An 18704-nucleotide genomic window follows, 5' to 3' on the forward strand; every position below is an offset into this window, starting at 1 on the left:
GAGCGCGATGTGAGCGAGACGGTCCACGACCCCGTCGTCCGCGCGGCCTCCGAGGTGGTCGGAGGCCCACGCGGGAGGTATGCCGCGGCGCGCGAGCTGCCGTGGCTGCTGACGGCTGCGCTCCTGTCGGCCCTGACCGCCGTCACGGCCGGGCTCGCCATGCTCCTGCGCGCGCCGTGCCTGCGCAACGGGTTCACCGGCGACACCCAGTTCTGGAGCGCCTGCTACGCCGACCTGCCCAACGCCTACCGTGACGCCAACCTCAAGGCCGGCGTCGCGGCATACCTCCAGGGTGGCGCCGGCGCCCCCGCGACCGGCCAGCCGCCCCTGACCGGGCTCGTGCTCACGGCGGTGGCCAGCCTCGGGCCCGACGACGGGACCCTGAAGACGCGGGCCGCGTGGTACTTCGCGCTGTGGTCGGTGCTGCTGACCCTGCTGCTGCTCGCGATCGTGTGGCTCGTCGCCTCGTCGGCGTCCCGGCCCTTCTCGGCGGCGCACGTCGCGCTCTCGCCGGTCGTGGTCCTCTCCGCCTTCATCTCCGCCGACCTGCTCGGGGTGGCCCTCGCCACCGCCGGCATGTGGGCGTGGTCGAGGCGCAACCCCACACTCGCCGGGGTGCTGCTCGGCCTGGCCATCGGGGCGCGGTCCTACCCCGTGCTCATCGTCGTCGCGATCGCCCTGCTCGCCGTCCGGTCCGGCCGGCTGCGCGAGATGGGCCGACTCGTCGGCTACGCGCTGCTGACCTTCGGGGCGCTGCTGTCGGGGCTGTGGCTGCTCAACCGTGACGCCGCCGCGTCGCCCTACCTCGGGTGGGCGTCCGCGTCGGCCGGCTACGGCTCGCCGTGGCTGCTGCCCCAGCTCGCCGGACACGCGCTACCCGCGGGGGCCGTGACGGCGCTCGCGGTGGTCGGCTGGCTCGTCGCGCTCGTCGTCGGGGCCGTGCTCGCGCTGACGTCGGCGCGCCGGCCGACGGTCGCCGAGGTGTCGCTCGTCATGGTCGGGCTCGTCCTCGTCACCGGCAAGTCGTTCACGGTCCAGAGCTCCGTGTGGCTCCTGCCGCTCATCGCCTGGTGCGCGCTGCAGTGGCGCGACCACCTCATCTGGGCCGGCGCCGAGGCGCTCAACTTCGTCGCCGTCTGGCTGACGATCGCGGCGACGACCGTGCCCGACCGAGGCCTGCCGGCCCCGTGGTACGCCTTCTTCTCGATGCTGCGCGTCGTGGCTGTGCTCTGGCTCGTCGCCGTCGTGTGGCTGCGCGCCCGTGAACGGTGGGGGACCGCCTCCGTCGAGGCCGACGACCTCGCCGGCCCGATGAGCGGCGCCCACGACCGCCTCATCGTCCGCTTCTCCTGACCGGCACCGGCCGACCCGGAGCCGTGCGTCCGCCGATTTCGGCGTATGCCGTCCGGCCCGGTAGTCTTGCCCAGTTCGCCGTGTGCCCGGTGGCCTGTGGATCGAAGCGACTCGATGTCGGTGAGGTCTGCGAGGCTGAACCCGGCTGGAAGATCAGGCCGGGCCCCGTGCCCGCGGTGGGACGAATGCAACCCTCCTGTCACGAGAGAGACTCGTGACCGCCGAGACCAGAGGAGGTGGGTTAGAAGCATGCGTCAGTACGAACTCATGGTCATCCTCGACCCGGAGACCGAAGAGCGCACCGTCGACAAGACGATGGACAAGTTCCTCACCGTCGTGAAGAACGACGGCGGCACCGTCGACAACGTCGACATCTGGGGCCGTCGCCGTCTCGCCTACGACATCAAGAAGAAGTCCGAGGGCATCTACGTCGTCGTCACCATGACGGCGGAGCCGGCCACCGCTCAGGAGCTCGATCGTCAGCTGAACCTCAGCGAGTCGATCATGCGCACCAAGCTGCTGCGCCCCGGCGCCTGATTCAGTAACAGTCACTGAACCCGCTCGATCACCCGACGAAGGACTGAACGGAGCCCACGCATGGCAGGCGACACCGTCATCACGATCATCGGCAACCTGACCGCCGACCCGGAGCTGCGTTTCACGCCGTCCGGTGCTGCGGTCGCGAACTTCACCGTGGCCTCGACGCCGCGGCAGTTCGACCGCCAGAGCAATGAGTGGAAGGACGGCGAGACGCTGTTCATGCGCTGCTCGGTCTGGCGCGACGCGGCGGAGAACGTCGCCGAGTCCTGCCAGCGGGGCATGCGCGTGATCGTGTCCGGCCGACTCAAGTCTCGTTCGTACGAGACGAAGGAAGGCGAGAAGCGCACCGTCGTGGAGATGGACGTCGACGAGATCGGCCCGTCCCTGCGCAGTGCCACCGCAAAGGTCAACAAGACCCAGCGCGGCGGCGGCGGCGGTGGCGGCTTCGGCGGCGGCCAGGGTGGCCAGGGCGGCGGCTGGAGCGGTGGCTCCGGTGGCGGCCAGGCCGAGGACCCGTGGGCGACCGGCGGCAGCGCCGGTGGCCAGGCGGCTCCGGCCGGCGGTGGCCAGGGTGGCTGGAACAACCAGCCCTCCGGCGGCCAGCAGTCCGGTGGTCAGCAGGGCGGCCAGCAGGGTGGCGGCTGGGGCGCAGCCCCCAGCTACGACGAGCCCCCCTTCTGATCGACCCGTCGATCTCCTTCGACCTCGGTCGAGCAGGTCAGCACCGTCGTCCGGCGCACTGAGCCGGACGACATACCCAGAAGTTCATTTCCATCCCGGGGCGTGAAACCCCGGGCTCTCATCAAGAAGGAGAGCACCACGATGGCAAAGCCCGTTGTGCGCAAGCCCAAGAAGAAGGCCAACCCGCTGAAGGCGGCGAAGGTCGAGAACATCGACTACAAGGACACTGCGCTCCTGCGCAAGTTCATCTCCGACCGCGGCAAGATCCGCGCGCGTCGCGTGACCGGTGTGTCCGTCCAGGAGCAGCGTCTCATCGCCACGGCCGTCAAGAACGCCCGTGAGATGGCCCTGCTGCCCTACTCGAGCTCCGCTCGCTGAGCTAGTTCGGGAACGAGGAGAACACCATGAAGCTCATTCTCACGCACGAGGTCTCCGGCCTCGGTGCCGCCGGTGACGTCGTCGAGGTCAAGGACGGCTACGGCCGCAACTTCCTGATGCCGCGTGGTCTCGCGACCCCGTGGACCAAGGGTGGCCAGAAGCAGGTCGACGCCCTGACGAAGGGCCGCGAGGTCCGCGAGATCAAGGACCTCGACCAGGCCAAGGGCATCAAGGGCCAGCTCGAGGCGACGTCGGTGAAGGTCCCGGCCAAGTCGGGTCAGTCCGGCCGCCTCTTCGGCGCCGTCAGCAACGGTGACATCGCCGCTGCCGTCAAGGCTGCCGGTGGCCCCGAGCTCGACAAGCGCAAGATCGAGGTCAAGCAGGCCATCAAGACGCTCGGCTCCTACGAGGCGACCGTCCGTCTGCACCCCGAGGTCGCGGCGACCCTCACCTTCGAGGTCGTCCCCGCCTGAGCGCAGCTCACCAGCACCACCAGCACGGTCGAGGGGCCGGGTCCGCACCACGCGGACCCGGCCCTTCGCGTTGCCAGGGTGGATGTCGGGACAGGCTCGGGTCGGCAGGGGCTAGGTCAGCCGGTTGATGAGGTTGCCGACGTGCGGCGAGCCGAGGCCGGTGACCGGGTCGTAGCCGGCCGCCGACTGGTAGGCGCCGTTGCTGCCCGAGGTGATGTCGCGGAAGCAGTCGGTCCCGGCCAGCGGGTAGAGCAGCGGCGCGAGGTAGCCGTGGGCCTGCTTGCCGGCGGTGGTTCGGGCCTCGTTGAGCAGTGCGCAGATGCCCGCCCAGACCGGGGCGCTCCAGCTCGTGCCGCCGATCTGGTTGTCGTGGCCGTGCAGGATCACGAGCGCGCCGGTGTTCGGGTCGGCGGCTGCGCTGACGTCGGGGACGAGGCGCTTGTCGCCGGCGGGCACCCCGGCACCGGTCTGCCAGGCGGGGCGCGGGAACAGCGCGCTGATGCCGCCCCCGCTGCCGGGCCAGGCGGTCTCGCTCGTCACGGCTCCGGCCGAGCTGAGGTCGAGCGTCGTGCCGCCGACGCCGATGACGACGGGGTCCGAGGCCTCGTACTCGACCTGGAGGGGTCCGCTCGAGCCGTGGCCGGAGCCGTCCGGGTTGGAGCCGGCGTCCCCGCTGGAGACGAAGACGTTGACTCCGGCGGCCGCCAGCTTGAGGAACTTCTGGTGCTGGGCGGCGACCTCGCCGCCGGGGCCGCCGAGGAACGTCTCGCCGAGCCCGAGGCTGATGGACAGCTGGCGCAGGCCCGGGTAGCGCGGCAGGTCGGTGATGATCCGGTCGAGCGCCTGGTCGAGGTCGACGAAGCGGAGGGACCCCGCGGCATACACCCGGATCTTCGCCCCGGGCGCGATCCCGCTCGACCACTGCACGTCGAGGGTCTCCTCGCCCTCGGGCGGCGGCAGGGTCGTGCCGCCGACGTTGACCTTCGTGACCCGCTTCGGGCTGGCGGAGGTGCCCGTGAAGCCGTTGCGCGCCCAGAACGCCTTGAGGTCCTTGGTCAGGGGCACGGTGTCGATGAGGATCGCGATGATCTGGCCGTCGCCGGTGACGGAGAGGCCCTGGGCGCCGTAGGCGTCTCGCAGGTCGTCGACGAGGTAGGGCGGGGTCCCCGTCGCCGCGGCCGCGGCTGCCGCGGTCAGGGCACGCGACCCGGAGACGTCGGTCGGGCCGACGTACTTGCGGAAGTGCTTGTTGAGCTGACGGAAGGGCTGCAGGCCGAGGATCGCCCGGACCCCTTCGCCGACGTCGGAGGGGAGGCTGGGGGCGGTGCGGGCGGCCGAGTAGGTCACGCCGTCCTTGGTGACCTTGGCCATGTCGACCTGCAGCTGCTTGGCGATGTTGGACACCGTCGAGGAGGCGTAGACGGAGGTGCCGTCGGCGGAGGTCTTGGCGACCGAGAAGCCGTGGGACTCCAGCCACTGCGTGAGCTTGGCACGGGCATCGTCCGGGGCGGTCGCCGCGGCGATCTCCTCGGGGGTGGCCACCTCGCCCGCCGCCACCCGGGCCTCGAGCTTGGCGGTCGCCGCGGGATCCAGCGACAGCGTGAACAGCACGTCCAGCGAGTCGTCGAGCTCACGCTGGGTGGCCGACTGGACGATCGCCCCGTTGGGCGCCGGACCGTCGGACTCGGGTAGGGGGACGACACTGTCGGAGAAGATCTTGCGGGCAGCCATGCCCTCACCGCCTTGGGTTGACCATGGCGGACCCCGGGAGTTCTCACGCAGCGCGGGGCCCCGATCCATGGGATGCGACCTGTGGATGGACCTGCTGTGATCCGGCGACGTCATCAACTGTGGCACCGATCGGGGGCGCCGACCCACGGAACCGCGCGAATGGGCGGCCCGGCAGGCGTCAGGTGGAGTCGCGGACGACGAGGTGGGTGTCGAGGGTCGTCACGCGGGGCGGGGACTCCCCGGCGAGCAGGCGCAGCAGGGTGTCGGCCATGACGACGCCCATCTCCTGGGCCGGCTGCGCGACGGTGGTCAGGCCGACCCTGCCGCGGGTGGCGTACTTGCTGTTGTCGAAGCCGACGACGGCGACGTCGTCCGGGACGCGCAGCCCGCGCTCCTCGAGGGCGAGCAGCGCGCCGCTCGCCATGAGGTCGCTCGCGACGAAGATCGCGTCGACGTCGGGGTAGGTGTCGACGAGCGTCAGCGCCGCCCGGATGCCGCCCGCCTCGGTGAAGTCGCCGTGGGCGACGCGGTGGTCCGACAGTCCGGCCGAAGCCAGCGCGTCGCGCCAGCCCTGCTCGCGGTCGACGGAGGCGGGCATGTCCGCCGGTCCGGTGATCGTCGCGATCGCGGTGCGGCCGCGGTCGATGAGGTGCTGGGTGCCGGTGACGGCGCCGAGCCGGTTGTCGACGTCGATGTAGTAGTCGCTGTCCTTGGCCTCCTCGCCGATGGGCCGACCACCGAACACGACGGGCAGCGACCGGCTGAGCGAGGTGAGGAAGTGGTCGCCGGAGTGGTGCGACACGACGATGGCGCCGTCGACGTTGCCGCCGAGCAGGTAGCGGCGGGTCTTCTCGGACGGGCTGCTCGGGTGGGTCAGCTGGAGGTTGAGGACGTACTCGCTGTCGTCGAGGCGGTCGCTGATGCCCTGGACGACGTCGGCGAAGTAGGGGTCGCCGAAGAAGCGGTGCGCGTCCTCGGGCACGACGAGCGCGATCGACATCGTGGCCCGGGCCACGAGCGAGCGCGCCGCGCGGTTGGGCACGTAGTTGAGCTCGGCGATCGCCTTCTCGACGACGGCGAGCACGTCCGCGCTGACCCGGGGCGAGCCGTTGATGACGCGCGAGACCGTGGCCCGGGACACGCCGGCCACCCGGGCGACCTCCTCGAGGGTGGGTCGCCCGACGGGGGTGGCCAGCGTCCCGTCGCTCATGTCGTGGATTCTCCTGCTGGTTCGTCGCCGTCGCCGGTCGCGTCCAGATCGGCCCACGGGGTGGGCAGCCGGCGCGTCGCGATGATCCGTGCGTAGTCGAGGGCGCTCGCCTTGGGGGTGCGCACCTGGGTGTCGTAGTCGACTCGGACGATACCGAAGCGCTTGGCGTATCCCCAGGCCCATTCGAAGTTGTCGAGCAGCGACCAGTAGAAGTAGCCGCGCACGGGCACGCCCGCGTCGACGGCGTCGAGGATCGCGCCGAGGTGCGAGCGCACGTATGCCGTCCGCCCCCGGTCGTCGACGAAGCCGTCCTCGTCGGGGGCGTCGTCGAAGGCGGCGCCGTTCTCCGTCACGTGGAGGGTGACCCCGGCCGGGCCGGCATACTCCTCGTGCAGCCGGACGAGGAGGCGGGTCAGGCCCTCGGGCTGGATCTCCCAGTCCATCGCGGTGACGGGCAGTCCGCGCGGGTGGCGGTGCGAGTCGTCGGCGGCGGGGAAGGGCGAGCGGGTGAAGCGGCCGCCGTTGAGGCTGTCGGCGCGTGCGGCCGCGGGCGGCTCGTGGCCGATGGCCTCGCCGTTGTAGTAGTTGACGCCGAGCACGTCGATGGGCGTCGAGATGACCTCGAGGTCGCCGTCCATGATGTGGTCCTCGAGTCCCAGGTGACGGACGTCGTCGAGGAGGTCGGCCGGGTAGGCGCCGCGGAAGACCGGGTCGAGGAAGATGCGGTTCATCTGGGCGTCGACGCGGCGCGCGGCGTCGACGTCGCGCGGGTCGGACGGGTCGAGCGGGTCGGCGACGGTGAAGTTGAGCGTCAGGCCGAGCTCGAGCGAGGCGTCGCGGGCGCGCAGCTCCTGCACGACGCGGCCGTGCGCGAGCATCAGGTGGTGGGCGGCGGCCAGCCCGTCGGCCGGCGAGGTGCGTCCCGGCGCGTGCATGCCGGCGGTGTAGCCGAGGAAGGCGGCGCAGAACGGCTCGTTGAGCGTCGTCCACGTGCGCACTCGGTCACCGAGCCGGTCGTGGACGGCGAGCGAGTAGTCGACGAACCGGTCGACCGTCTCGCGCGAGGTCCAGCCGCCGCGGTCCTCGAGGGCCTGGGGCAGGTCCCAGTGGTAGAGCGTCAGCCACGGCGCGATGCCGGCCTCGAGCAGCGAGTCGACGAGCCGCTCGTAGAAGTCGAGGCCCTTGGCGTTGACGGCTCCGCCGTCGGGGCACACCCGGTCCCAGGAGGTGGAGAAGCGGTAGGACTGCAGCCCGAGCGACTTCATCAGGGCGACGTCGGCGGCATACCGGTGGTAGTGCTCGCACGCGACGTCTCCGGTGTCGCCGTCGACGACGGCGCCCGGGGCGTGGCTGAAGGTGTCCCAGATCGAGTCGGTGCGGCCGTCCTCGTGGCGGGCGCCCTCGATCTGGTAGGCAGCCGTCGCCGCACCCAGGACGAAGTCCGTGGGGACCGGGCGGGTCTGTGCCAGAACGAGATCGGCGGCGGGGACGGTGAGGGGCTGGGGGCTACGCGTCTGCGCGGTCATCCCTTGACTGCTCCTTGCATGATGCCGGAGACGAGCTGCTTCCCGGCGAAGACGAACAGGACGATGAGGGGCAGTGCCATGAGCACGACCCCGTTGAGCACGAGGGAGTAGTCGACGAAGTAGGCCGCCTGCAGCTGCTGCAGGGCGACGGGCAGCGTCGGGTTGCCCGGGTCGAGGATGATGAAGGGCCAGAAGAAGTTGGTCCACGTCGCGATGAACGTGAAGAGGCCGAGCATCGCCGCGCCCGGGCGGGCGGCGGGGAGCGCCACGGACCAGAACGTGCGCAGCGTCGAGGCGCCGTCGACGCGCGAGGCCTCGATGAGCTCGTCGGGGAGGGCCTCGTGGAGGTACTGCGTCATCCAGAAGACGCCGAAGGCGCTGACCGCGCTGGGCAGGATGACCGCCCACAGGCTGCCGATCCAGCCGAGCTTGCTCATGACGATGAAGAGCGGCACGATCCCGAGCTGCGTCGGCACCGCCATCGTCGCGATGACGAAGACGAGCAGCCCGCTGCGGCCACGGAAGCGCAGCTTGGCGAAGGCGAAGCCGGCCATCGCCGAGAAGAGCACGACGAGCACGGACACGGTGCCGCTGACGAGGATGCTGTTGCCCAGGGCCTTCCAGAACGGGATCGTCGTGATGACGGTGCTCGCGTTCTGCAGGAAGTGCCCGCCGGGGACGAGCGAGTAGGGGTCCTGCACGATCGCGGCGGAGTCCTTGCTGCCGATGACGTAGGACCACCAGAGCGGGAACGCCGAGCCGACGAGCACGATCGCGAGGAAGACGTATGCCGTGGGGCTGGCCTGGGTGCGCCGCACGAGGCGGGTGCCGCGCCGGGTCTTGGCGGCTGGCTCCACGGCGGGTGCGGGGGTCAGGGTCGGGGCGGTCATCGCTGTCCCTTCGAGGCGATCCGGCGGGTGACGAGGAAGTTGACGACCGCGAAGATGACGACGATGAGGAAGAGCATCCAGGCGACCGCGGCCGCGCGGCCGAAGTTCTTCTGCGTCCAGCCGAGCTGGTAGAGGTAGAGGGTCAGCGTCTGCCACTGCCGGTCGGCGCCGCCGAGGCCGTACTGGTCGTACATCCGCGGCTCGTCGAAGATCTGCAGGCCGCCGATCGTCGAGGTGATGACGACGAAGATGATCGTCGCGCGCAGCTGCGGGACGGTGATCGACAAGAAGGTCCGCACGCGGCCGGCGCCGTCGATCATCGCGGCCTCGTAGTAGTCGCGCGGGATGGCCTGCATCGCGGCGAGGAAGATCAGGGCGTTGTAGCCGGTCCACCGGAAGTTGACCATCGTGGCGATGGCGACGTGGCTCGGCAGGACCTCCTTGTGCCACTGGATCGGGTCGACGCCGACGAGGCCGAGCAGGTGGTTGACCAGCCCGAACTTGTCGCCGAAGAGGTCGCTGAAGATGAGGGCGACGGCGACCGGGGCGACGACGTAGGGCAGCAGCACGCCCATCCGCCAGAACGTCCGGGCTCGCAGGCCGCTGTCGAGCGCGGCGGCGATGAGAAGGGCCGCGATGACCTGGGGGACGCTCGAGAGCAGGAAGATGCTGATGGTGTTCTTCAGCGCGTTCCAGAAGTAGGGCTGGGCGAGCACGTCGGTGTAGTTCTTGAGGCCGACGAAGTTGCCCTGGCCCCCGATGAGGCTCCACTTGTGGAGCGAGACCCACGCCGTGTAGAGCAGCGGGAAGAGCCCGACGACGCCGAAGAGGATGAAGAACGGCGAGATGTACGCGTACGGCGCACCCTTCTCGTCCAGCTTCGTCAGGCGGCGGCGCCACGGCGACCGGGGCTTGAGGGGCGAGCGCTGCACGAAGCCCGGGGCGCCGGAGGGGTCCGGCTGCGTGGTGCGCGTGGGGGACTGAACGGTCATGGCGGTTCCGATGGTCGGGCGGACGGCCCGGTGCCCGGGTGACGGTGAGGGGTGCACCGGGCCGTCCGCGGTCGGCTGGTCTGCTGGTCGGTCGAGGGGGCGCATGGCGTGTGGCGCACCCCTCGACCGGCGGCGTCAGGTCAGCCGAGCGCCTTGACGTCGCCGACCCACTTGTCCCAGGACTCCTGCGGGGAGGTGCCCTGCTCGACGCGGGTCAGGGCCTGCTGCATCGCGTCGTTGATCGCGAAGTAGTGAGCCCCCTTGTACGGCGTCATCGTCACGGCCTTGGCCCGGTCGGCGAAGATCTGACCGGTGGGGGCGTCGTTGAACGAGGCGACCTTGAACGAGAGCAGGTCCGGGCTCTCGAGCGCCTGCTTCTGGCTCGGGAAGGCGCCGACCTTCTTGAAGGCCTTGATCTGCTGCTCGGGCGCGGTCAGCCACGAGGCGAGGATCTGGGCCTCCTTGGGGTGGGCGCTCTGCTTGGGCACGGTCAGGTAGGACCCGCCCCAGTTGCCGCCGCCGCCGGGGAAGGTGTTGGCGACGTCCCAGCCCTTGACGCCCTTGGCGTTGCCCTCGATGACGCCGACCATCCAGCCGGGGCAGAGCATCGTGGCGAAGCCGTCCTTCTGGAAGCTCGCCGTCCAGTCGTCACCCCACTGCTGGAGCTTGGCCGAGAGGCCGTCGGTGATGCCGGCCTGGATGACCTGGTCGTAGACCTTCTTGACGTCGGCGTTGTCGGTCGCCGTGATGCTGTCGTCGCTCGGGTTCTCGTAGGCGGCCGGGATCTGGTTGACCATGCCCTGGTAGGTGGCGCCGATGCTGTCGAAGAAGGGCACCTTGGACTTGGCCTTGAACTGCTTGCCGGCGGCGAAGTAGCTCTCCCACGTGTTGCCGAAGAGCTTGGCCACGGACTCGCGGTCGCTGGGCAGGCCGGCCTTCTTGAACAGGTCGCTGCGGTAGCAGATGGCCTCGGGGCCGGAGTCGGTGCCGTAGCCGATGAGGTGGCCGTCGGAGTCGGTGGCGGCCTTGGCCTTCCAGTCGAGCCAGCGGCCGGCGACGTCGGGGGTGTTGAGGTCGGTGAACTTGTCGGAGTACTGCAGCATCTCCGGGAGCCAGTCGACCTCGACGGCCTCGACGTCGGCCATGCCGCTGCCGGCCGAGAGACGGGTGAAGAAGTTGTCGCGGGCCTCGTTGGACGTCGCGGCCTTCTTGTGGGTGACCTTGATGTTGGGGTGCGACTTCTCGAACTCGGGGATGAGCTCCTCGTAGCCGAACTGGTTGAACGTGGCGAGCGTCAGGGTGACGGGGCCGCCGGCGGCGCCGCCGGTGCTGCCGGCCTGGGTGGCGCTCCCGTCGGTGCCCGAGCCGGAGCTGCAGGCGGTCAGGGCCAGGAGGCCGACGGTGAGAGTGGCGAGTACGGCATGGCGAGAGCGCACGGAGGGCGCGCCGATCCGGGTGGAACGGGATGTCATGGAGAGCTCCTTTGGTCTCATCCCCAGTGTGGGTGTGGGAGCGCTCTCCGTGCGTGAAACGCGGCCGTGAGAGCGCTCTCACGAGGAGAATGGAGGTGTCGGCACCCATCGGTCAAGGGCCGTGACCATTCCGTGACCTGCTGCGGGGTGCGGATCGCCGCTAGCGTGGAGGTCCCGGCCCGCGGCCGGGCCCCGGCGTCCCGCAGGAGGCACCATGACCGTCCACGACCTCGTCGCGATGGGTCGGGTGGGGGTCGACCTCTATCCCCTCCAGCACGGTGTGACGCTCGACGAGGTGCGCACCTTCGAGAAGTTCCTGGGCGGCACCGCGGCCAACGTCACGGTCGCGACGGCGCGTCACGGCAGGCGCGCGGCGCTCGTCAGCGCCACGGCCGACGACGCCTTCGGACGCTTCGTCCACCGCGAGCTGCTGCAGCTCGGCGTCGACGACGCCTACGTGCAGACCATCACCGACGGGCCGCCGACGCCGGTCACCTTCTGCGAGATGTTCCCGCCCGACTACTTCCCCCGCTGGTTCTACCGCTACCCGACCGCTCCCGACCTGCTCATCACGCCGGAATCGCTTCCGCTGCAAGCCATTCGAGAGGCAAGCGCCTACTGGTCGAGCCTCACCGGACTGAGCCAGGAGCCCAGCCGCGCCGCGCACCGAGCCGCCCTCGAGGAGCGTGCCCGGGCGCCGCTGACGGTGCTGGACCTCGACTACCAGGAGGCCTTCTGGCGAGAGCCCGGCGACGCCGAGGGTGACGCCCGCGCACGGGCGCGCAGCCAGGCGGTGGTGGCCCTGCGGCAGGCGACCGTCGCGGTCGGCAACCTCGCCGAGTGCGAGCTCGTCACGGGGGAGTCCGAGCCCCGGCGCGCGGCGCGCGCCCTGCTCGCTGCGGGGGTCGAGCTGGCGGTCGTGACGCAGGGGCCACAGGGCGTCCTCGCCCTGACGCCAGACGAGGAGGTCGGCGTCGACGCCTTCCCCGTCACGGTCGTCAACGGGCTCGGTGCGGGTGACGCGTTCGGTGGCGCGCTCGTGCACGGCCTGCTCTCCGGCTGGGACCTCGAGCGCACGCTGCACTTCGCGTCCGTCGCCGGTGCGCTCGTGGCGGGCCGGCTCGGGTGCTCGACGGCGATGCCGACGACGGCCGAGGTGCAGGCCCTGCTCTCCGACGTCGAGGTCGCCGACGGCGCGATGTGAGGCCCGACCTCGGACGCAGACGGGCCCGGAAACGAGAAAACCCGCCCCCGCTGGTCACGTCGCCGAACTCGACCAGCGGGAGCGGGTGCCCTTTGACCCGGTGATCCGACAGGGGGAGGAGATCACCGAGTCGCACAGGAGCAACTCACGAGAACGACTATGGGCGCCCGACCTTAAAGAACACTGGGAAACCCGTAGCAGTTGGCCCTGACTCTCCGACACGGTCGCGACGGCGCGTGCGGAGCGGTCAGCGGGCGCCGACGACCATCCAGTCGTCGTGGCGTGCCCGCCACCCCAGCACGGCACCGCGGATGACCATGAAGACGGTGAACGCGAGCCAGAGCACGACGACGTCGCGGGTCGGCGAGCCGCTCGGTCCCGCGGCGCGCACCGCGAGCACCACGGGAAGGTAGGCGACGAACGTGACGACCATGCCGCGTGCCAGCCACCGCCCGTCGCCCGCGCCGATGAGCACCCCGTCGAGGACGAAGACGTAGCCGGCCACCGCCTGGCCGAGGCCGACGACGACGAGGGCGGCGCCGAGCGCCTGCTGCACGGCGGGGTCGGGGCTGAAGAGCGGCGGCACCACCGTGTGCAGGGCGACGAGGACGAGTCCGAGCGCCAAGCCGCCCCAGACCCCCCAGCGCACCATCGTGCCCATGGCCAGGCGCACCCCCTCGCGGTCGCCGGCGCCGAGCGCACGACCGGTGATCGCCTGGGCCGCGATGGCCAGCGCGTCCAGGGCGAACGCCAGGAACGACCAGACCGTGAGCGCCACCTGGTGGGCCGCCAGCGGGACGTCGCCGAGGGACGCCGCCACCCAGGTCGTCACGAGGAGCGTGGCGCGCAGGGCGACGGTGCGCACGAGCAGGGGTATGCCGGTGCGCGCGGCCGCGAGCACGCGTGCGGGATGGGGTCGGAGACGAGCATGTCGGGCCCGAGCCTTGACGAGCAGGACGGTGACGAGGGCGACGCCCATCCCCGTCTGCGCGATGACGGTGCCCCACGCGGATCCTGCGATGCCCCAGTGCAACCCGTAGACCAAGACGAGGTTGAGCACGATGTTGGCGCCGAAGCCGACGACCGAGGCGACGAGCGGTGTGGTCGTGTCCTGCAGCCCGCGGAGCACGCCGGTCACCGCGAGGATGACGAGCATGGCCGGGATGCCGAGGGCCGAGATCCGCAGGTAGGTGGTCGCCTGCTCGAGGACCGCGGGCGACGCACCGAACACCCCGCTGATCGGGCCGGCCCAGAGGGCGACGACGGCTGCCGTGACCGCGCCGAGGCCGACGGCGAGCCAGAGCCCGTCGATGCCGGCGCTCACGGCGGAGCGCTCGTCACCGGCGCCGAGGTGACGGGCGACGACGCTCGTCGTGCCGTAGGCGAGGAAGACGAAGACGCCGGCCGCCGTGACGAGGGCGGCGCTCGCCACCCCGAGGCCGGCGAGCTCGGCGGTCCCGAGGTGGCCGATGATGGCGGAGTCGGCGAGCAGGAAGAGGGGCTCGGCGATGAGGGCGAGGAAGGCCGGGACGGCGAGGCGGACGATCTCGCGGCGGTGGCCTCCCGGCGGTGGCGGCCCGCTCACGGCAGGGGCTCCAGGTGCTTGAGGGCCTCGCGTCTGGAGAGACCCGACAGGTCGGGATGGCCGGCGACGAAGGCACGCACCCATCCGGGGTCGACGCGGGCGTGGTCACGCAGCGCCCAGCCGATCGCCTTGCGGCTGAAGAAGTCCCGGTCGGCGATGTTGGGCTCGATGACGTCGGCCAGCAGGTGCTGGTCGAGGCGGTCACGGGCGCCGACCTGGCAGATGATCGCTGCCCGCCGCACCCAGAGGGAGTCGGACCCGGCCCGGTCGCGCATCCTCAGGCCCTCGACCTTCGGGTGGGCCAGCACGGTGTCGCGGACGAGGTGGGTGGCGATGTCGTCGACGACGTCCCACCAGGCGCCGGCCCGGATCAGGCTCTCCCACAACGGCATCGAGTCGCTGTCGACCCACACGCGGTAGGGACGGTGGCGCGCGAGGGCGATGGCGGCATACCACTCCTCGCGGTGCGCGGCGCCGTCCCACAGCGAGCGGATGGTCGCCTCCCACTGCTCACGCGACGCCATGGCGAGACCCGGGTCGCGCAGCAGGGGGCCGAGCGTGGCCTTGAGCTGCGGCGAGGTCAGCCCGACGTAGGGCATCGCCGACTTCATGTAGCGCTGCTGCGCGGCGGCGCGTCCCGGGTCGGCTTGCGCGGCGAGTGCCGCCCGCACCTGCGACACGAGGTCGGGGTGTGGGCCGCTCGTCATGCGCCCACCGTAGTCGGCGACGTCGACCTCTCTCGGGCGCTGTGCCGTGGGCGGGTCAGTAGGGCTTGGTGGCCCGTCCGAGGTAGGCGAAGACCCACGGACGCATGACCTTCGGCATCGGCGCGTACTCCCGCTCGATCGTCTCGATGACGAGTCCGGACTCCTCGACGAGACGGTCGATGGGTCGGGTCAGGTGGCATCCGTCGAAGACTTTCATCTGCAGCGGCTCGAGGAGGCGCTGCCAGCGCTGCACGCCCTCCTCGGGTGCGATGCCGTGCTCGAGGAAGTGCAGGGCGCCTCCCGGACGCAGCACGCGGCGCACCTCCGCGAGCGCGCGGTGGACGTCGGGGATCGTGCACAGCGTGAAGGTCGACAGCACCGCGTCGGCGCTCTCGTCCTCGAGGCTGAGCCACTGGCCGTCGAGGTCGCCGCGGACGACGGGGACCGGACAGCGCGAGCGGCGAGCGGCGCCGAGCTCCCAGGCGACGTCGGACGGCTCCACAGCGACGATGCGGGTGACCTCCGGCGGGTAGAGGCCGACGTTGTGGCCGCTGCCGAAGCCGAGCTCGACCACCTCACCGCGCAGACCGCGGCAGGCCCGGGCGCGCAGCGCCCGAACCGCGTCGTCCTCGCCGCCGGCCGCGACGAGGCGCGGAGTGACCTGGGTGGCCCAGATGCCCATGGCGTCAGCCTAGGGCGACGCCCGGCCCGCGCGCAGGGCGACGACCGGCGCTCTCGTCGGACTCGGGTCGGACGAGAGCGGGGCCTGCCGTCGCTCCGGATGCGTCCGGAGCGGGACCGGATCGGGTCCGGGTCGCTGCCGGTCGGGTCAGGCCGGGGTGCCGAAGCGGACGGCGTTGCGCTCGCGCGCCTTCTGGCGCTCGACCTCGCGGTCCTTGGGCGGTGCGGACGTCGTCAGGTGCTCGAGCAGGTGGGCGGTCGCGTGGGCGACCGCCTCGACCGCCTCGTCGAAGGCGGCCTGGTTGGCCTGGCTGGGCTTGGTGCTCCCGCTGACCTTGCGGACGTACTGCAGCGCGGCGGCATGGACCTCGTCGCTCGTCGCGGCCGGCTCGAAGTTGTGGAGCTGTCGGATGTTGCGGCACATGCCTCGACTGTAGGTCGCGCCGCCCGCGCCGTGGGTCGAGGTGATCGCGGAAGCGGCGCCGGTCGCGCGATCACCTCGACCGGGACTCGGCGGCGCACGATGCCCTGCCTGGGAAACTTCCGGCGAACCCCTTGCCAACACGAGAGTTAGTAAACTTTACTAACTCTCGTGTCCACCACCGTGCCCCGCGCCCGCCGGGTCTCCCCCCGCTCCGCCGTCCTGCCTGCCCACGGCCGGCGGCACAACCTCTCGCTCGTGCTCCAGATGCTCTACTCCGTCGGGGCCATGAGCCGCGCCGACCTCGCCCGCCGCCTCGGGATGAGCAAGGTGACCGTGTCCGACCTCGTCTCCGAGCTGATGGACAGCGGCCACGCGGTCGAGCTCGGACCTTCCGAGGTGGTGCGCCCCGGCAAGCCCGGCACCCTCGTCGACGTAAACCGGACCGGCCTGCAGGCCATCGGCGTCGACCTCGCCGAGCACGAGGTGCTGCGCGCGGCCGTGCTCGACCTCGACGGCAACATCCTCGTGCGGGCCGAGCGCGCCATCGCCGACGACTCCGGCCAGGCCGTCGTCGACAAGGTGCTCGACCTGGTGCACGAGGTCATCGGCGCCGCCACCGCACCGCTGCTCGGCATCGGCGTCGGGACCCCCGGCATCGTCGGCCCCGGGGGCGTCGTCGACACCGCCCCCAACCTCGGCTGGACCGACGTGCCGCTGCGCGACATCGTCGCGAACGCCACGGGACTGCCCGTCTTCGTCGTCAACGACGCCGACGCCGCGGTCCATGCCGACTACACCCTCGGTGAGGGCGGCGACGACCTCGTCCTCGTCAAGATCGGCCGCGGTGTCGGTGGCGGGCTCATCGTCGGGGGTCAGCGCGTCCGCGGCGCCCACTTCGCCTCCGGCGAGATCGGCCACGTCACCGTCGGCACCGACGGCGGCGCCACGTGCCGCTGCGGCAAGGTCGGCTGCCTCGAGACGTGGGTGTCGGCCCCCAACCTCGAGAAGGCGCTCGAAGCGGCGGGCGCCGACGCTCCGCAGGAGCCGCTGCGGGAGGCCGGCGAGCGGCTCGGGATCGCCCTCGCACCCGTCGTCGCCGCCCTCGACCTCTCCGAGGTCGTCCTCAGCGGACCCGAGCACCTCCTCGGGGGTGTCCTGCGTGACGCCCTCGACGAGACGCTCCGTGCCCGCCTCCTCGCCCGCACCACCACCGACCTCACCGTGCGCCTCGCGCACCGGCCCGACGACATCGTCCTGCGCGGCGCTGCCGTGCTCGTCCTCTGGGACCAGCTCGGCGTCGCCTGACCCCCGACCCGGCCGGACGGCATACGCCCTCCTCTCCTCGACTGACCCCTCCACAGGCTCACCAGCACGACACCCCTCCACTCGCGTCAGCGAGCAACCGGTCCGCTCCGCGGCCCTTCGAAAGGAAGACAGGATGAAGAAGACCCTGGGTCTGGCCGTGGCCACGACCACCGCGGCCCTCGTGCTCACCGCGTGCGGTGGCGGCGCGACTGGCGGGGCCACCGACCCGCCCGCGTCGGGAACCGCGGGCAACGCCGGCAAGACGATCACCCTCTGGCTCGCCGGCTCCGACACCCCGAAGGAGCTGCGCACCTACCTGCAGGACACCTTCAAGGCCAAGACGGGCGCGACGCTCGCCATCGAGGAGCAGACCTGGCCCGACCTCGTCACCAAGCTGACGACGGCGCTGCCCGACCCGAAGAACACCCCCGACGTCACCGAGCTCGGCAACACCCAGAGCCCGACCTTCACCAACGTCGGCGCCTTCAGCGACGTCTCCGGCCTCTACCAGCAGCTCGGCGGCAGCAAGCTGCTCCAGTCGTTCGTCGACGTGGGCTCGGTCGACGGCAAGCAGTACGCGTTGCCCTACTACTTCGGGTCGCGCTACCTCTTCGCCCGCAAGGACCTCTGGAAGGAGGCCGGCGTCGCCCAGCCGAAGACGCTCGACGAGTTCGACGCGGCGGTCAAGACGATCACGGCCAAGAACCCGCGGGGCATCAAGAACTTCTCCGGCTTCTTCCTCGGCGGCCAGGACTGGCGCAACGGCATCTCGTGGATCTTCGCGAACGGCGGCGAGCTCGCCAAGCAGGAGAACGGGCAGTGGGTCTCGACGCTCTCGGACCCCAACAGCGTCAAGGGCCTGACCCAGCTGCAGGACCTCTACCGCAACGCCTCCAAGGCGCCGGCAGACGCCAAGGACCAGACGCCGTGGCTCTACGTCAACGACGCCGACGAGATCCTCGACGCCAACCAGAAGGTCACGGGCAGGACCTCGCTCGCGGCCGCCACGATCATGGCCCCGGGCTGGGCGCACTGGTCGATCGGTGACCTCAAGGAGAAGGACGGCAAGAAGGTCCGCGAGTGGAACGACGCGACGTTCGGCGCGTTCGTGCTCCCGGGCAGCGACGGCAAGCCGGCACCGGTCTTCGCCGGCGGCTCCAACATCGCCATCTCCAAGGCCAGCCAGAACCAGGCCCTGTCGCGCGAGCTGCTCAAGATCATCTTCTCGCCGGACTACCAGAAGAAGCTCGGCGGCGCCGGCCTCGGCCCGGCCAACAGCGACTACGTCAGCTCGCTCGGTGACGACCAGTTCGCCAAGGCGCTCATCGCGTCGGCCTCCAACTCCAAGCTCACCCCGGCCGCTCCGGGCTGGGCGACGGTCGAGTCGAAGATGATCATGGAGGAGCTCTTCTCCAAGATCCGCGACGCCTCGGACCTGACGGCGCTCGCCAAGGAGTACGACGCCGAGATCACGCCGCTGCTCAACCTCAAGTGACCTGACGCCCGCGTGACACCGCGTCCGGCGGCCGGGAACCCCTCCCAGCCGGCCGCC

18 protein-coding genes are annotated in these 18704 nt (G+C 71.2%); 8 read left to right on the forward strand and 10 right to left on the reverse strand.

Annotated elements, in window-relative coordinates; translation table 11 throughout:
* Nucleotides 1-9: 9 nt before the first annotated feature.
* From ABD297_RS02125 to rplI, 5 genes are all read left to right on the forward strand, one after another.
* Complete coding sequence (locus tag ABD297_RS02125) at nt 10-1353, forward strand: hypothetical protein (RefSeq protein ID WP_344252525.1); 1344 nt, start codon at nt 10-12, stop codon at nt 1351-1353.
* A gap of 249 nt (nt 1354-1602) precedes the next feature.
* Nucleotides 1603-1890 (forward strand): 30S ribosomal protein S6, encoded by a 288-nt coding sequence (gene rpsF, locus ABD297_RS02130; RefSeq protein WP_030197748.1) that lies wholly within the window; start codon nt 1603-1605, stop codon nt 1888-1890.
* A 60-nt stretch (nt 1891-1950) separates the two neighbouring features.
* Nucleotides 1951-2574 carry a single-stranded DNA-binding protein gene (locus ABD297_RS02135; protein WP_344252527.1) on the forward strand — a complete coding sequence of 208 codons (624 nt, stop codon included), beginning with the start codon at nt 1951-1953 and terminating at the stop codon, nt 2572-2574.
* A gap of 141 nt (nt 2575-2715) precedes the next feature.
* The gene (gene rpsR / locus ABD297_RS02140) at nt 2716-2952 is read left to right on the forward strand and encodes a 30S ribosomal protein S18 (RefSeq protein ID WP_013494395.1); all 237 of its coding nucleotides are present in this window, start codon (nt 2716-2718) and stop codon (nt 2950-2952) included.
* Between the two features lie 26 nt (nt 2953-2978).
* A complete protein-coding gene (gene rplI / locus ABD297_RS02145) occupies nt 2979-3425 on the forward strand; it encodes a 50S ribosomal protein L9 (RefSeq protein WP_030197754.1) in 447 nt (148 codons plus the stop codon).
* A gap of 111 nt (nt 3426-3536) precedes the next feature.
* Here the strand turns inward: rplI and ABD297_RS02150 are convergent, their stop codons facing one another.
* From ABD297_RS02150 to ABD297_RS02175, 6 genes are all read right to left on the reverse strand, one after another.
* Nucleotides 3537-5156, reverse strand: coding sequence for a S53 family peptidase (locus ABD297_RS02150; RefSeq protein ID WP_344252529.1), 1620 nt, complete (start codon nt 5154-5156; stop codon nt 3537-3539).
* Nucleotides 5157-5334: 178 nt separating this feature from the next.
* Nucleotides 5335-6366, reverse strand: a complete 1032-nt coding sequence (locus ABD297_RS02155) for a LacI family DNA-binding transcriptional regulator (RefSeq protein WP_344252531.1) — start codon at nt 6364-6366, stop codon at nt 5335-5337.
* Nucleotides 6363-7892 carry a GH1 family beta-glucosidase gene (locus ABD297_RS02160; protein WP_344252533.1) on the reverse strand — a complete coding sequence of 510 codons (1530 nt, stop codon included), beginning with the start codon at nt 7890-7892 and terminating at the stop codon, nt 6363-6365. The genes ABD297_RS02155 and ABD297_RS02160 overlap by 4 nt, the downstream gene beginning before the upstream one ends.
* Entirely contained in the window at nt 7889-8782 is an 894-nt protein-coding gene (locus ABD297_RS02165) for a carbohydrate ABC transporter permease (RefSeq protein WP_344252535.1), read from the reverse strand. The genes ABD297_RS02160 and ABD297_RS02165 overlap by 4 nt, the downstream gene beginning before the upstream one ends.
* Entirely contained in the window at nt 8779-9774 is a 996-nt protein-coding gene (locus ABD297_RS02170) for a carbohydrate ABC transporter permease (RefSeq protein WP_344252537.1), read from the reverse strand. Before ABD297_RS02170 ends, ABD297_RS02165 begins: the two co-directional genes overlap by 4 nt.
* A 140-nt stretch (nt 9775-9914) precedes the next feature.
* Nucleotides 9915-11246: an ABC transporter substrate-binding protein gene (locus tag ABD297_RS02175; protein ID WP_344252539.1), complete on the reverse strand. Its 1332-nt coding sequence runs from the start codon at nt 11244-11246 to the stop codon at nt 9915-9917.
* 214 nt (nt 11247-11460) lie between these two features.
* Here ABD297_RS02175 and iolC point away from each other — a divergent pair, with 214 nt between their 5' ends.
* Nucleotides 11461-12450 carry a 5-dehydro-2-deoxygluconokinase gene (iolC, locus tag ABD297_RS02180; RefSeq protein ID WP_344252541.1) on the forward strand — a complete coding sequence of 330 codons (990 nt, stop codon included), beginning with the start codon at nt 11461-11463 and terminating at the stop codon, nt 12448-12450.
* Nucleotides 12451-12697: 247 nt separating this feature from the next.
* Here iolC and ABD297_RS02185 read toward each other — a convergent pair whose 3' ends face one another.
* The 4 genes from ABD297_RS02185 to ABD297_RS02200 form a co-directional block, all read right to left on the reverse strand.
* Nucleotides 12698-14035, reverse strand: a complete 1338-nt coding sequence (locus ABD297_RS02185) for an MATE family efflux transporter (RefSeq protein ID WP_344252543.1) — start codon at nt 14033-14035, stop codon at nt 12698-12700.
* A complete protein-coding gene (locus tag ABD297_RS02190) occupies nt 14032-14742 on the reverse strand; it encodes a DNA alkylation repair protein (protein ID WP_344252545.1) in 711 nt (236 codons plus the stop codon). Before ABD297_RS02190 ends, ABD297_RS02185 begins: the two co-directional genes overlap by 4 nt.
* Nucleotides 14743-14797: 55 nt before the next feature.
* Nucleotides 14798-15424, reverse strand: coding sequence for a class I SAM-dependent methyltransferase (locus ABD297_RS02195; protein WP_344252547.1), 627 nt, complete (start codon nt 15422-15424; stop codon nt 14798-14800).
* Nucleotides 15425-15571: 147 nt separating this feature from the next.
* Nucleotides 15572-15847: a DUF2277 domain-containing protein gene (locus ABD297_RS02200; protein ID WP_344252549.1), complete on the reverse strand. Its 276-nt coding sequence runs from the start codon at nt 15845-15847 to the stop codon at nt 15572-15574.
* Between the two features lie 168 nt (nt 15848-16015).
* On the opposite strand from ABD297_RS02200, the gene ABD297_RS02205 reads away from it, so the two are divergent.
* On the forward strand, nt 16016-17152 hold the full coding sequence (locus tag ABD297_RS02205; protein WP_344252551.1) for an ROK family transcriptional regulator: 1137 nt from the start codon (nt 16016-16018) through the stop codon (nt 17150-17152).
* Nucleotides 17153-17285: 133 nt separating this feature from the next.
* A complete protein-coding gene (locus ABD297_RS02210) occupies nt 17286-18647 on the forward strand; it encodes an extracellular solute-binding protein (RefSeq protein WP_344252553.1) in 1362 nt (453 codons plus the stop codon).
* Nucleotides 18648-18704 lie beyond the last annotated feature (57 nt).

Source organism: Terrabacter carboxydivorans (assembly GCF_039532035.1).
In the GTDB taxonomy this organism is placed as follows: Bacteria; Actinomycetota; Actinomycetes; order Actinomycetales; family Dermatophilaceae; genus Terrabacter; species Terrabacter carboxydivorans.